This is a genomic window from Mumia zhuanghuii, assembly GCF_042681565.1.
In the GTDB taxonomy this organism is placed as follows: domain Bacteria; phylum Actinomycetota; class Actinomycetes; order Propionibacteriales; family Nocardioidaceae; genus Mumia.
The window spans coordinates 409,326-423,059 of the sequence record NZ_JBHUFT010000002.1 but is presented as its reverse complement, the minus strand read 5'-3'; the positions used below and the strand labels follow the sequence as shown (position 1 = coordinate 423,059).

The 13,734-nt window shown below is 69.3% G+C and carries 14 protein-coding genes; 6 read left to right on the top strand and 8 right to left on the bottom strand.

Features of this window, described 5'->3' with window-relative positions:
* Positions 1-175 precede the first annotated feature (175 nt).
* Genes ACFSDF_RS05100 through ACFSDF_RS05090 form a run of 3 tightly spaced genes read left to right on the top strand, consistent with a single transcriptional unit; the run spans position 176 to position 3,896 of the window.
* Positions 176-2,572 (top strand): xanthine dehydrogenase family protein molybdopterin-binding subunit, encoded by a 2,397-nt coding sequence (locus ACFSDF_RS05100; RefSeq protein WP_347878347.1) that lies wholly within the window; start codon positions 176-178, stop codon positions 2,570-2,572.
* Positions 2,569-3,081, top strand: coding sequence for a (2Fe-2S)-binding protein (locus tag ACFSDF_RS05095; RefSeq protein WP_167005842.1), 513 nt, complete (start codon positions 2,569-2,571; stop codon positions 3,079-3,081). The genes ACFSDF_RS05100 and ACFSDF_RS05095 overlap by 4 nt, the downstream gene beginning before the upstream one ends.
* Positions 3,078-3,896 (top strand): FAD binding domain-containing protein, encoded by an 819-nt coding sequence (locus ACFSDF_RS05090; RefSeq protein ID WP_167251584.1) that lies wholly within the window; start codon positions 3,078-3,080, stop codon positions 3,894-3,896. The genes ACFSDF_RS05095 and ACFSDF_RS05090 overlap by 4 nt, the downstream gene beginning before the upstream one ends.
* 10 nt (positions 3,897-3,906) lie before the next feature.
* Here ACFSDF_RS05090 and ACFSDF_RS05085 read toward each other — a convergent pair whose 3' ends face one another.
* Genes ACFSDF_RS05085 through ACFSDF_RS05070 form a run of 4 tightly spaced genes read right to left on the bottom strand, consistent with a single transcriptional unit; the run spans position 3,907 to position 8,039 of the window.
* Positions 3,907-5,265 (bottom strand): metal-dependent hydrolase family protein, encoded by a 1,359-nt coding sequence (locus ACFSDF_RS05085; protein ID WP_377156521.1) that lies wholly within the window; start codon positions 5,263-5,265, stop codon positions 3,907-3,909.
* 17 nt (positions 5,266-5,282) lie between these two features.
* Positions 5,283-6,044 (bottom strand): SDR family NAD(P)-dependent oxidoreductase, encoded by a 762-nt coding sequence (locus tag ACFSDF_RS05080; RefSeq protein ID WP_167005848.1) that lies wholly within the window; start codon positions 6,042-6,044, stop codon positions 5,283-5,285.
* Complete coding sequence (locus ACFSDF_RS05075; RefSeq protein WP_377156518.1) at positions 6,041-6,802, bottom strand: SDR family NAD(P)-dependent oxidoreductase; 762 nt, start codon at positions 6,800-6,802, stop codon at positions 6,041-6,043. The genes ACFSDF_RS05080 and ACFSDF_RS05075 overlap by 4 nt, the downstream gene beginning before the upstream one ends.
* A 40-nt stretch (positions 6,803-6,842) precedes the next feature.
* Complete coding sequence (locus tag ACFSDF_RS05070; RefSeq protein ID WP_167251580.1) at positions 6,843-8,039, bottom strand: cytochrome P450; 1,197 nt, start codon at positions 8,037-8,039, stop codon at positions 6,843-6,845.
* A gap of 142 nt (positions 8,040-8,181) precedes the next feature.
* On the opposite strand from ACFSDF_RS05070, the gene ACFSDF_RS05065 reads away from it, so the two are divergent.
* Positions 8,182-9,186 (top strand): amidohydrolase family protein, encoded by a 1,005-nt coding sequence (locus tag ACFSDF_RS05065; protein WP_167005856.1) that lies wholly within the window; start codon positions 8,182-8,184, stop codon positions 9,184-9,186.
* Positions 9,187-9,196: 10 nt separating this feature from the next.
* Here the strand turns inward: ACFSDF_RS05065 and ACFSDF_RS05060 are convergent, their stop codons facing one another.
* The 4 genes from ACFSDF_RS05060 to ACFSDF_RS05045 all read right to left on the bottom strand — a co-directional run bounded on the left by ACFSDF_RS05060 (position 9,197) and on the right by ACFSDF_RS05045 (position 11,990).
* The gene (locus ACFSDF_RS05060) at positions 9,197-9,412 is read right to left on the bottom strand and encodes a ferredoxin (protein WP_377156515.1); all 216 of its coding nucleotides are present in this window, start codon (positions 9,410-9,412) and stop codon (positions 9,197-9,199) included.
* An 87-nt stretch (positions 9,413-9,499) separates the two neighbouring features.
* Positions 9,500-10,375, bottom strand: coding sequence for a TrmB family transcriptional regulator (locus ACFSDF_RS05055; RefSeq protein WP_167005862.1), 876 nt, complete (start codon positions 10,373-10,375; stop codon positions 9,500-9,502).
* 87 nt (positions 10,376-10,462) lie between these two features.
* Positions 10,463-10,759 carry a Dabb family protein gene (locus tag ACFSDF_RS05050; RefSeq protein ID WP_377156512.1) on the bottom strand — a complete coding sequence of 99 codons (297 nt, stop codon included), beginning with the start codon at positions 10,757-10,759 and terminating at the stop codon, positions 10,463-10,465.
* A 1-nt stretch (position 10,760) separates the two neighbouring features.
* Complete coding sequence (locus ACFSDF_RS05045) at positions 10,761-11,990, bottom strand: cytochrome P450 (protein WP_167005868.1); 1,230 nt, start codon at positions 11,988-11,990, stop codon at positions 10,761-10,763.
* A 98-nt stretch (positions 11,991-12,088) separates the two neighbouring features.
* On the opposite strand from ACFSDF_RS05045, the gene ACFSDF_RS05040 reads away from it, so the two are divergent.
* Complete coding sequence (locus tag ACFSDF_RS05040; protein WP_208322935.1) at positions 12,089-12,802, top strand: ThuA domain-containing protein; 714 nt, start codon at positions 12,089-12,091, stop codon at positions 12,800-12,802.
* 9 nt (positions 12,803-12,811) lie between these two features.
* A complete protein-coding gene (rarD, locus tag ACFSDF_RS05035) occupies positions 12,812-13,729 on the top strand; it encodes an EamA family transporter RarD (protein ID WP_167005871.1) in 918 nt (305 codons plus the stop codon).
* The last annotated feature ends 5 nt before the right edge of the window (positions 13,730-13,734 follow it).

Sequence of the window (13,734 nt, the reverse complement as noted above, 5' to 3'; positions counted from 1 at the left end):
TCGGGGGCCCGTCCGCATGTCCGGGTGCTTGGCACGGCCTGGTAGCAAGAGCCGGAACGACGCCTTGGCGTAGCCCGGTCCAACACGCTTGCACTGCAGCACAAAAAGCGTCGTGTCCCAACAAACGACTATTTCTTCAAAAAGCCTTGATTTCTCTCCCTGACATCTCCACAGTGTGATCCAGGACACAGCGGCGAGGTGCTCGTACACGACCTTCCCCCCGTACGACAGAGAAGAGGGTCTCGTGGCGCCACTAGTCGGAAGTCCGGTTCGACGGTCAGAAGACCTGCCGTTGCTGACGGGGAGTGGTCGGTTCGTCGACGACATCGTGTTGCCGGGGATGACCACGATGGTCTACGTCCGCAGCCAGGCCGCCCACGCCACGATCCTCGCCATCGACACCACCGAGGCGCGGGCGATGCCGGGGGTGCTCGGGGTGTGGACGGCCGCTGATCTCGCCGACCTCCCCGCCATCCGCTCCGTGCCGACGATGGAGCGGTACCCGCTCGCGAAGGATGCCGTCAGGTTCGTCGGCGAGCCGGTCGCGGTGGTCGTGGCAACCGATCGCGCCCGAGCGGTCGATGCCGCCGAGAAGGTCCAGATCGACTACGACCCGCTGCCGGTCCTGACCACGATCGGGGAGGCGATGTCCTCGGGCGCAGCCCCGATCGTTCCGGGACAGGCCAGCAACGTGGTGATCGAGATGGCGTTGACCGAGGACGACGCGCAGGCCGAGATCGACGCCGCTCCCCACGTGTCCCGGCTCCACCTCGTCAACCAGCGCGTCGCTCCGGTGCCGATCGAGCCGATCGGTTGCGTCGCCGACTGGTCAGCGCGAGGGGCGACCCTGTGGGCGACCGTCCAGGCGCCGCACCCGATCCGCAACGAGCTGTGCGAGATGTTCGGGCTGTCCCAGCAGCAGATGCGCGTGGTCGCGCCGGACGTCGGCGGCGCCTTCGGGTCGAAGGCCTCGTTCTATCCCGAGTACCTCTTGACCCTCGAGCTGTCACGACGGCTGGGACGACCGGTGAAGTACGTCGAGACGCGCAGCGAGAACATGGTCGCGATGACCCACGGTCGTGCGCAGACCCACGATCTTTGCCTCGCCTACGACGACGAGGGCAAGATCCTGGCGCTGCAGGTCAAGATCATCCAGGACTGCGGGGCGTGGCCCGACGTCACCGGGAGCGGGCTCCCCACCTTGACCTCGTTCATGGCCGGCGGCTGCTACAAGATCCCGAAGATCGGCGCGTCCTTCCGCAGCGTCACCACAAACACGACGCCCGTCGCCGCCTATCGAGGGGCCGGCCGACCTGAGGCGGCCTACCTCATCGAACGCCTCGTCGACGTCGCCGCCGGCGATCTGGGGATCGACCCGGCGGAGTTCCGCCGCCGCAACCTCATCCAGCCCGAGGAGATGCCCTATCCCACGCAGTTCCCGATCGTGGTCTACGACGAGAGCGACTACCCACGCCTCCTCGAGATGCTCCTCGAGAAGCTGGACTACGAAGGCGTCCGCCGCGAGCAGGAGGTACGGCGCCAGGACCCCGAAGCCCCGCTGCTGGGCGTGGGGCTCTCGGTCTTCGTCGAGATGGCCGGCTTCGGGCCGTCGGCGTTCTTCGAGCAGTTCGGATACGTCGGCGGCTGGGAGTCGGCGAAGGTCCGGATGAACCCGGACGGCTCGGTGCTCCTCGGCGTCGGCACCAGCCCGCACGGCCAGGGCCACGAGACGGTGTTCGCCCAGATCGCCGCCGACGAGCTCGGAGGGCTCGCGTTCGACCGGATCGTCGTCGAGCACGGGGACACCGCCGCGATCCAGGAGAGCATCGGCACCATGGGCAGCCGCGCGGTTCCGGTGGCCGGCCCGGCCGTGCAGATGGCGAGCCGCAAGCTGAGAGAGCGCCTGGTCGAGGTCGCGGCGCACATGCTCGAGGCCTCGGTCGACGACATCGAGCTTCACGACGGTGTCTTCGCGGTCAAGGGGGTCCCCGGTTCGAGCGTTCAGCTCGGTGATGTCGCCATGACGGCGTACAAGCCTCATAAGCTGGCCGAGGGCAGCGAGGTCGGGCTGGAGTTCGTCAGCTACCACGAGCCCACGAACCTCTCCTACCCCAGCGGCGCCCACGGGTGCCTCGTGGAGATCGACCGCGCGACCGGAGAGGTCTCGATCCTCCGCTACGTCGCGGTCGACGACTGCGGGGTGGTGATCAACCCTCTGCTCGCGCGTGGACAGGTGCACGGCGGCGTGGTTCAGGGCATCGCACAGGCACTTCTCGAGGAGGTCACGTTCGGTGAGGGGGCGCAGCCGGTCACCTCGACCCTGGTCGACTACTCGGTCCCGTCCGCCGCCGACATGCCCGACCTCGAGACCTTCCATCTGGAAGTCCCGACCACCGGCAACTCTCTGGGAGCCAAGGGACTCGGCGAGGCCGGCGCCACCGCCGCGCCGCAGGCGGTCGTGAACGCCGTGGTCGATGCCGTCAGCCATCTCGGGATCCGCACGCTCGACATGCCCCTGACGCCGTTGAAGGTGTGGCGCGCGATCAACCCCGACCTGCAGGAGGAAGCATGAAACACGACGTCGAGCTGACGGTCAACGGGACGTCGGTCACCGCGACCGTCGAGGCACGGCAGCTGCTCGTGCACTTCCTGCGCGAAGACCTCGGGCTCACCGGGACCCACGTCGGCTGCGACTCGTCCAACTGCGGCGCCTGCACGGTGCTCGTAGACGGCGAGGCAGTGAAGTCGTGCACCATCCTCACCGTCGCGGCTGCAGACGCCTCGATCCTGACCATCGAGGGACTCGGCGGCGGCGGGGACTCCCTCACCCCCGTACAACAGGGCTTCCGCGAGTGCCACGGACTTCAGTGCGGCTACTGCACCCCGGGGATGGTGATGGCCGCGACCGGGCTCCTGCTCGACGACCCCGACCCTGCGCCCGACGAGATCCGCACCGGCCTGCAGGGCAACCTCTGTAGGTGCACCGGCTACCAGATGATCGTGGAGTCCGTGCGCTGGGCGGCCGAGAACGGCGGACCAGGCGCAGTCGCAACCGCTGAGCGAGAGGGCGCGTCCTCATGATCCCGAGCCCGTTCTCCTACCGCCGCGCATCGTCGGTCGACCACGCGCTCGATCTCCTCGTCGAGCACGGTGACGAGGCGAAGCTGCTCTGCGGTGGCCACTCCCTGCTGCCGCTGATGAAGCTCCGGCTAGCCAATCCGACGACGCTCGTCGACATCCGTACGCTGTCGGAGCTGCGCGGCATCCGGGCCGATGGGGACCGACTCCTCATCGGTGCCGCCACCCGGCACCGGGAGCTCGAGAACGACCCTGACGTCGCACGGATGGCGCCCCTGCTGGCGAAGGCTGCGGCGACGATCGGCGATCCTCAGGTCCGTGCCCGCGGGACGATCGGCGGGTCGGTCGTCCACGCCGACCCCGCTGCCGACCTCGCGGCGGCCCTGCTCGCGCTCGATGCCACGGTCACGCTGCGGGGTCCTCGTGGGACTCGCGAGGTCGCGATCTCGGACTTCTTCGTCGACTTCTGGCAGACCGCCATCGAACCCGACGAGGTCCTGACGACGATCACCGTGCCGAGCAGCGTCGACCTTCCGGTCAGCTTCGTAAAGTTCCATCAGCGTGCGCAGGACTGGGCGATCGTCGGCGTCGCGGCCGTCGGTGGCACTTCGCCGAGGGTGGCCCTGGTCAACATGGCCGCGACCCCGGTGCGGGCGCGCGCCGTCGAGGAAGCCCTCACGAACGGCGCAGGCATCGCCGACGCCGCTGCGCTGGCCGACGTGGGCACCGCACCCTCGAAGGACCTTCGGGCCGACGCGACGTACCGCCGTCACCTCGCACGGGTGATGACGGCTCGCGCCCTCGCGGAGGTGGTTTGAGCGCCACCCCTCAGGCAAGCGAGAGCGCGACCAGGTCGTCCTCGCTGAGCGCCAAGGACTGGGTGAGCGGGCACGCCGCCAGGAAGCGCACCTGCTCGGACGCGCGGACTTTGCGCTCGGGGATCGGTGTCGTGATGTCGATCCGCTTCCCTCGACTGATGACCTCGGCGAAGCGCGTCTTGTCCGCGAGCAGGCGAACGTCGCGCAGAGGGTCGCCGTCGAAGACGACGACATCGGCCAGCCACCCCTCTTGGAGAGTGCCGACCTCACCCTCGAGGCGCATCGCGAGCGCACCGTTGCCCGTCGCGGCCACGATCGCCTCCATCGGCGTCAGGCCGGCGTACTCGACGAGCATCTCGAGCTCGCGAGCGTGCCACTCCCCCACTGGAGTGACGGCGAATCCGGTCTCGGAGCCCGCCAGGACCTTCACGCCGGCCCGGTGCGCCTTGTGGACCATCTCACCCGTGGCGTCGATCTCGGCCCGGAAGAGGTCAAGCAGCTCAGGGGCGGTCCCGATCTTGGTGCCGTAGTCGGCGAGGTTGCCCAGCAGCGTGAACGTCGGGCAGATCGCCGAGCCGTTGTCGATCACGGCCTGCAACGCGTCGTCGTCCATATACGAGCAGTGGTAGATCAGGTCCATCCCGGCCTCGGCCGACTCCTTGGTGCTGAGCGAGTTGCGCGCGTGGCCGACGACCCGCGTGTTGAGGTCGTGCGCGGTGTCGCAGACGGTCTTGAGCTCGTCGAAGGTCCAGACCTTCATCTCGGGGCCCTTGTGGGAGGGGATCACCCCGGTCACGTGCACTTTGATCCAGTCGACTCCGTGCTTGATCTGGCGCCGGATCTCGCTCACCATCACGCTGCGGTCCTGCACCACCGTGGCGTACCCGGTCCGTCCCTCGTCCTTGATGAGGCGTCCGGCGGTGCCCCCGACCGACGTCATCAAGGCGTTCCCGCCGGAGGCGACCCGCGGCCCCTCGACGATGCCTGCCTCGATGGCGTCTCGGAGCTCGACCCCGATGTTCCACAGGCAGTCGGCATCGAGGACCCCTGTCACCCCGGCCCGCAGCACCTTGCGCGCGTTGTAGGCCGTGAGCATCGAGCTGTACGCCTCGGTGCGGTGGTAGAAGAGCTCGTCGTTGCCGGTCGGCTCCCCGAACGTCAGGTGGGTGTGCGCGTCGATCAGTCCCGGCATCACGGTCTTGCCGGTGGCGTCGATCCGCTCGACGTCGCTCCGCTCGCGGCACGCGTCGAGAGCGTGCTGCCCCATCGCGGTGATGCGGTCCCCCGAGACGAGGATCGCCACGTTCGGGACGGGCTCGGCTCCCGTCCCGTCGACGAGCGTCCCTCCCTCGATCAGCAGGTCAGTCATGCCACTCTCCCTCTCGGCTAGGCGTTCGTGACGCCGAGGACGAGGCCGCCGTCAGCAGTCAGGATGCTCCCAGTGGTCCACTCCGCGCGGACGAGGTACTCGACGGCCTCGGCCATCTCCTCGACCGTCCCGATCCGTCCGAGCGCGTGCGCCGGGGCGAGCCCGTTGAGCCGCGCAAGCGCGGAGGCGTCGTCGGACAGCCCGGCCCGCTGGTTGAGCTCGGTGAAGACCGCACCGGGCCGCAGGCAGTTCACACGGATCCCCTGCGGCCCCAGCTCCGCAGCGAGAACGCCCGTGAGCGTCTCGAGCGCCCCCTTGGTCGCGGCGTACGGCGATGCCCCGGGGAACGCGCGCTGCGTGTGCGCCGAGCCGAAGAACACGACCGACCCGTGGCTCGCCCGCAGGTGGCTCAGGCAGTCGCGGACCAGCTGCATGGGGCCGACGACGTTGGTGTGGAACAACGCGAGGGTCTCGTGCTCGTCGAGGTCGTCGAGCGGGCCGCGATACATGTTGCCCGCCGCGTTCACCAGCGCGTCGATCCCGCCGCCATGGCTCACCGCGACCTCGACGAGGCGGGCCCGGTCTGCTGTCGATGTCACGTCCGCCTGGACGGCCACGCACCGAGGACCCAGCGACGCGGCAACCTCCTCGACCTTCGCCTTGCGGCGCCCGGCGATCGTGACCCGCGCGCCGTGCTCGACGAGGTGCCGCGCGACTCCGGCACCGATCCCGGAGCCGCCTCCGGTGACGATCACCGAGGCTCCCTTGACCGGTCTCATCGCGGACCTCCGTCCACCGACCGTGGCCGCGCCAGGCCGGCAAGGACCGCCTTGGTGAGGCCACCGTCCACGACGAGGTTCTGACCCGTGATGTACGACGCCTTCTCCGAGGCCAGGAACATCACGGTGTCGGCGACGTCCTCGGCCGTCCCGAGGCGGCCGGTCGGCACGTGCGACGTCCGCTGCCGGCGCGCGTCGGGATCGGCGTAGATCGGCTCGGACATGCCCGCATCGATGAGACCGGGTGCGACCGTGTTGACCCGGATCCCACGACTCGCCCACTCCATGGCCATCTGCTCGGTGAGCCGGATGACCGCTCCCTTGCTCGCCGTGTAGGAGCCGGCGTTCGGAGCGGCAGCGACCCCGTTGATCGAGGCGAGGTTGATGATGCTGCCGCCGATGTCGCTCATCCGTCTCGCGGCGGCGCGCCCCACCAGGAACGTGCCGGTGAGGTTGAGCTGCAGCGCGGCGTTCCAGTCCTCGAGTGCGAGGTCGAGCAGCGGCCCGAAGCGGACCATACCCGCGTTGTTGACCACCAGCGCGGGCGGTTCGGGGAGAGCCGCCATCGCGTCGTTCACCGCGACCTCGTCGGTGACGTCGACGACGCACGGCGTCACCCCGTCCACGCGATCGGCCAGTCGGTGAACGGCATCGGCGTCGACGTCCCACGCAGAGACGAGATAGCCCGCCTTGACGGCGTGCTCGGAGATGACGGCGCCGATCCCTTTGGCTGCGCCGGTCACTACAGCCCAGTTCATCGCGTGCGTCTCCTGTCGCTGGGGTGTCGCGTGGGCCGGCTCATCGGCCGAAGACCACGGGGTACGCGCTGAAGTGGTCACGCGCCGAGTGCGGATCCTTGGTCGCAGGGCGGTCCGGGTCGGGACGGGCGCCGTGGTCGAGCAGTGCGCGCACCATCAGCGGCACGGTCCCGAGGACGTGGTCCGACGGGGCGTCGTCGCGCCACACCGTGCCGCCGTCGAGCTCCATGCCGATGCACGCGTGCATCCCGCCGCCGAAGGTGTGCCCCCAGGGCTGCACACCGTCGGGGATCGGTCGGTCGGGGTCGAACGAGGCGGAGTCCGAACCGAAGACCTCGACGTCGCGGTTGGCCGCCCGCAGGTCCAGCTGGACCGAGGCACCCGCCGGGATCTGGCGACCGTCTCGCAGCGTGACCTCGGCGAGCGCGCGCCTCGAGGCGACCGGGCTGGCCGGGTGCAGCCTGAAGGTCTCGTGAACGCAGCGCTGGAGGAACACGTCGCTGCTCAGCCTGTCGGCATGCTCGGGGTTGCGCTCGAGCCAGCCGAAGATCTCGTCAGCCGAGTGTGCGAACGCGTCGGCGGTGCTGTGCGACCCGGCCTGCAGGTAGAACGCAACCTCGCGGCGTACGACGTCCGGCGTCAGCTCGAGCGCGTCGAGGTTGCGCAGGAGCGCTGTGAGCACGTCGGACGGCAGGTCCGCATCGGTGATCTCGCCAGCGGCATGGCGGGCGATGAGCTGGCGACGTCGCGCGATCGACGGCTGCAGGAACATCTCGTCGAAACGGTCCAGAGCGTCTGCGACCTCGGCCTCGACCTCACGGTGGTCTCGCGTCGAGTGCACGAGCACGGCGCCCTCGCTGAACCTCACCGCGAAGTCCTGCAGGGCGTCGGTCTCAGCCGGGGTGCCGAGGGGCCGGTCGATGCCCGCGACCTGGGCGGTCAGGTTGATGGTGGTGCGGTAACCGAGCTCGATGAGGTCAGCCCCGCCCGCGGCCACGTACGGAGCGATCGCGCCGGCGATGATCGCGGGGACGAGCTCGGCTTCCCACCAGCGGAACGTTCCCCGACGGAAAAGTCGGTTCTCGAGTCTGCGCCGGGCCTGGTGGTCGGCGCCGTGCAGATCGAGCAGGCAGTCGGCCATGACCACCCCGCCCACGTCGTACAGGGCCTGGCGCAGGTCGCGCTGCCGAAGCGCGTCCCAGACCTCCTGGTAGCCCGTCAGATCGCAGGAGGTCACCGACCCGGGGCACCCGCCGATGTTCACTGAACCTCCCGTATCGTACGTGGTGGTAGCCCTAACGACTATAGGAACGGCGGCGCCGCCTGTCCAGCCTCTAGGGTGGACGTCGTGACGATACGCGCGACTACCGGAGGCCGAGATGAGTCCCGTTCCCCGTGGTGAGAACGACACCCTCCGCGTCATCGATGTCCACGCCCACGCGGTCCTCGCCGAGACGCTCGGAGCGGCCGGCGATGCAGGTCCCGAGCTCAGCGCCGACCCGGATCAACCGTGGTACCGCGTCGGTGGATACGTCTTGCACGGCGTCCGCTATCGCGACAGCCCGTTCATGGACCCGGACCTGCGGATCGCGCGGATGGACGAGGTCGGCATCGACCTGCAGATGCTGTCGCCCAACCCGCTGACCTACTTCGGCGACCTCGCCGTCCACGACGCGGTGACCTACTGCCGCAAGCACAACGACGCTCTCGCCACGGTCGTCGGCGACCACCGCGACCGCCTGTGCGGTGCGGCGCAGCTCCCTCTGCAAGACGTCGACGCCGCAGTGGCCGAGCTCCGGCGAGCGGTCAGCGACCTCGGACTGGTGTCAGCCGCCATCGACACCGATCCCCTCCGCGCCCTCGACGACCCCGCGATGGACCCGTTCTACGAGACCCTCGTCGAGCTCGATGTGCCACTGTTCCTGCACCCCAGCCCCCTCGGCCCCGAGGGCCCTCCGGCTGACCGTCGACTGCGCCGTTTCGACCTCGACCTCCTCGTGGGTTTCGCGTACGACGAGACGCTGGCGGTGTCCACCCTGATCCTGGGCGGTGTGCTCGATCGACATCCCGGCCTCGACGTCTGTGTCTCCCATGGCGGCGGCGCGACCGCGCTGCTGGCCGGCCGGCTGGCAAGCGCGGCGCGGCGGCGCCCCTGGGCCGCACCCGACCTCGCGGACGGCGGCTTCGAGCGCCAGCTGCGCAGGCTGTGGTTCGACACTCACGTCCACAGCGACCGTGCGCTCGCATGCCTCATCGATGCGGTCGGGACGGACCACCTCGTGTTCGGCACCAACTTCGCCGGATGGGACGGCGCCGAGGCCCCCGAGCCCGGCAAGCTCGCCGACGCCCTGTCCCGCAACGCCACGAGGCTCCTGCGCCTGTGACCACCTTGGGTCAGACGAGGACCTCGCGGTCGCCCTCGAGGAGACGGATCGCACCGGACGGGCAGTGGCGAGCGATCTCGACCAGCTTCTCGTCGGACACCTCACCCGGCTCGGCGCGGACCTCGGCGATCTCGTCCTCATCGAAAGCGAAGACCTGCGGCGCGTCCGCGACGCACTTGCCAGAACTCATGCAGAGGTCCTGGTCGACCTCGACCCTGTACGCCATCGTGCCCTCCGTCGTCTCTCGCCACATCATTAGTCGTTAGTTCTATAACGTCAAGAGGATGCTGGCCAGATCTCAGGAAGGACGCCGTCAGGCTCCTCGGCCGTGCTGCGAATGGCGGTAGGTCTGTCGCAGGACCTCGGCTGCGGCACCGTGGTCGGCGCGCAGGCGTTTGATCGCGTCGTCGTTCACCCAGAACTCCTCGAAGGCCGCGGGGTCGAGGAGACGGTCGACGACCAGATGCATTGCGATGTCATGCCTGACGAACTCGACGGCGACGAGAACCACGGCCGGGTCGTCGGTGTAGACACCCCACGCGCCGCGCTCTGTCAGGCCCCCGATCACGGCCTGGTTGCGATCGGCCGCCACCACCAGAAGCCGGCACCCCAGGTTCTCCAGGACGACGTCCGGCTCCGAGTAGCGGTGCTCGGTCGTGCTGCCGACCGGGTCCGAGTCGCGGCCGAAGCTGACCACCGAGACCTCGACACCGCGCCCGGCCGCCTCCTTCATCAGGTCCTTCAGGGTCTCGATCTCGGACGGCCAGCCGGAGACGAAGAGATCGTGACGAGCAGCGGCAACCACGTCCTGGGCACGGAGCACCAGTCCGGGCTGGCTGTCCAGACCGTGCAGCAACCGAACCTCGGGCGGGGCCGTGATCTCGGGGAGCTGCGCGCTGAGGACCTCGATCGAGCTCTCGAAGTCCCGGCGCAGCCTGTCGAGCAGCGAGGTGGGCGGCAACGAGAGGTAGCCGACGTTGTCGTCGCCCGTGCGCACCTCGTACGCGGCGCCGCGCGTGCAGAGCTTGTTGAGCGTCTCGTACACGGTGCTGCGCGGGACACCAGATCGCTTGGCCACCTCGTACCCGTTGAGCGGGGCGCCAGCCGCCACCAGCGCGATGTACGCCTTGGCCTCGTAGCCGGACATGCCTAGCCGCTGCAGCTCGGCGATGACGGTTTCCTGGGTCATCTAGGAGGAGCCTTTCGCCTTGACTGGAATGACGGTCCCGATTGTCGCACGCACGATCACGACCACGACCCGTCGCGAGCGCGAATGTCAGGTCGGGTGCTGCACGGCGGTCCGCTCGGCGAGGATCGGCCGGATCTTCTCCGTGACGACGCGCACGTGATGCTCGTTGGTCGCGTACGCCTCGTACGCCGATGCGTCCGGGAAGTCCACCGTCACCGCGACGTCAGCGTTCCCCGGCGTCGACCCGGCATCACGACCGACCGTCAACCTGCCCAGGTCGGCGATCTGCTCACCCAGACGCACGAGGGCCGCGAGCGCGTCGTCCTGCTGCGCCGCCGTGGCGCCGTCGGCCCACCGGAAGAGGACGACGTGCCGAAAGCCCACGTCAGGCCCCCACCGGGAAGGTCGCCGGATAGACGCCCCAGTACGGGCGCGCGGTGTTCGCGTCCCGCTGCGGCGGGTTGTCCGGGTCGCTGGCGACACCTGCGTCGAACATCCGCTGGACCGCGGACGTCACGAGGCCGTACAGCTGCCCGTCGGACGCGTCCGGGTCGTTGCCCAGGACGCCGGCGGCAAGGTCTTGCCCGATGCACACGTGCATCCCGGCGGCGAACGAGAGCCCGAACGGCCCGACGCCCGGCGGGAGCACTCGGTGCGGGTTGAACACGGCAGCGTCCGGGCCGAACACCGAGACGTCTCGGTTGACCTGCATGAGGTCGATGACGACCGTGCCGCCCGCTGGCACCTCGTCGCCGGACTTGAACGACACGGGCGCGAGCGCACGACGCTTGCCGATAGGACTCGAGGGGTTGAGACGGATGGTCTCGTGGATGCACCGCTGGACGAAGGCCCTCGACGTCAGCAGCGCGCGATCCTCGGGATGTTCCTCGAGCCATCCGAGGATGTGGTCGATCGAACGTACGAAGGCCGTGGCACTGGTGTGGGCGCCGGCCAGCAGGAAGAACGCGACCTCCCGCCGGATGATCTCGTCGCTCAGCGCGAGCTCCTCGCGATCCTTCAGCAGGACCGACAGGACGTCGCGAGGCAGGTCGGACTCCGACGCCTGGCCCGCGGCGATCTGGTCGAGGATCGCGGCCCGCCTGCGCACCGACGGCTGGAGGAACTCCTCGTCCCACTGCACGAGGCCTTCGAACACGCATGCGCGCTGAGCGTCCTTGTCTCCCGTGGCGTGGGCAAGGGTGGCTCCCTTCACGAAGAGCATCATGTGGTCGTAGAGCCGCTGCGTCTCCTCGGTCGTGCCCTCGGGCCGGTCGACGCCGGCCGTGAGCGCCGCGAGGTTCAGCATCAGCTCGTGACCGAGGTGGACCAGGTCCACCGCCCCCGCCTCGACGTACGGGGCGATCGTCTTCTCGATCACTTCAGGGAAGAGCTCACCCTCGTAGTAGTCGAACGTCTCACGACGAAACATCCGGTTCTCGGCGCGACGTCGGGTGCGGTGTTCGAGCCCGTGGAGGTTCACGAGGACATCGGCCATGACGACCTCACCCTCGTCGTAGAGCGACTGCCGCAGATCCTTGCAACGGTAGGCTTCTTTGGCCATCTCGAAGGTGTCCACGACGAACGTCGTCTCCACGACACTCTCCTGCTCCGCCATCTGCCCGCTCCCTCCGCGAACCGCTCACGGCACGCGCCGAGGCCGTTCGGCTAGCATGCAGTCGTTAGTCTTCTGACGTCAAGTATCGGGAGCGGCCGATGAGCGTTCCGATGACGCGCAGCGCCGTCGTCTACTCGGGCGGTGTCACCCATGACTTCGTGACGACCAGCGGCGCTCTGACGGCGATCCTCGCGGCGGACGGCTGGAGCGTGACTGTCACCGAGAGTGCGTCCGAGCTCGTCGCCCGCCTCCCGGGAGCGTCGCTGGCCGTGTTCAACACCCTGCGCTGGACGATGCGACGACCCGAGCGGTACGCGGCTCAGGCCGCCGCGCACGGGTTCTGCACCCCGCTCGAGCTGAAAGACGCGCTATCCACGCACCTGGCCGCCGGGCGCGGCGTGCTCGCCATGCACACCGCCACCCTCTGCTTCGACGACTGGGACGAGTGGCCGCGAATGCTGGGGGCTTGCTGGGACTGGGACCGGTCGTACCACCCGCCGGTGGGCTCCATGACGGTCGAGGTCTCACGCTCCTCCCACGAGCTGGTCGCCGACCTCGACGACTTCTCCACAGACGACGAGGCGTACGCCGCGCTGGCGGTCGCCACCGACGTGGTCCCGCTGGCCAGCACGGTCGTCGGCGGCAGGCGCCAGCCGCTGGCCTGGATCCGCGAGATCGGCGGCGGACGCGTCGCGCACGACGCCCTCGGCCACCACGGGAGGTCGTACGAGGCGGCGACGCACCGTGAGCTCGTACGACGGCTCGCACGTTGGGCCACCCGCGCTCAGCACACCGGCACGCCCTCGCCGTAACCTGCCGGGGTGACCCAGCGCCGTACCGACTCCGCCGAAGGTCTCGCGTTCGGCGCTGGCGCCTATCTCCTGTGGGGCCTGTTTCCGCTCTACTGGCCGCTGCTGGAGCCCTCACCGCCCGTCGAGATCCTTGCCCACCGGGTGCTGTGGTCGCTGGTCACGGTGGCGGTCCTGCTGCTGGCCGCGCGGCGGTGGCGCCACGCGATGGTCGTCGTCCGCGACCGGCGGCGGCTGACTTACGTCGCGGTCGGCGGGTTCGTCGTCGCCCTCAACTGGGGGACGTACATCTACGCCGTCAACTCCGGCCAGGTCGTGGAGTCCTCGCTCGGCTACTTCATCAACCCGCTGATCACCATCGCGTTCGGCGTGCTCTTCCTCCGTGAGCGGCTGCGGCCTGTGCAGTGGGTCGCGCTGGGGATCGCCGCCGTCGCGGTCGCCGAGCTGACCTGGGAGTACGGCCGCGTCCCGTACATCGCGCTCGTCCTCGCCCTCACCTTCGGCGTCTACGGGCTGATGAAGAAGAAGGCCGGGATCGGGTCTGTCGAGGGGCTCGCGCTGGAGACCGCGACCGTCGCACCGATCGCGCTCGGCTACGTCGTGTTCCTGGCCGTGACCGGCGCCTCGACGTTCGGCACCGACGGCGTCGGCCACGCCCTGCTCCTCGCGTCGTCCGGGGTCGTGACCGCCGCCCCGTTGCTGCTCTTCGGCGCGGCAGCGACTCGCCTGTCGCTCACGTCGCTCGGCCTCCTGCAGTACCTCGCGCCGATCCTGCAGTTCGCCTTCGGTGTCCTGCTCTTCCACGAGGAGATGACCACCGGCCGCTGGATCGGGTTCGCGCTCGTCTGGCTGGCGCTGGTGATCATCACCGTCGAAGCCGCGCGTCACCGGCGCCGTACCCTCAGGGCCGCCGCCGCCAACGTCGTCTGACGGAC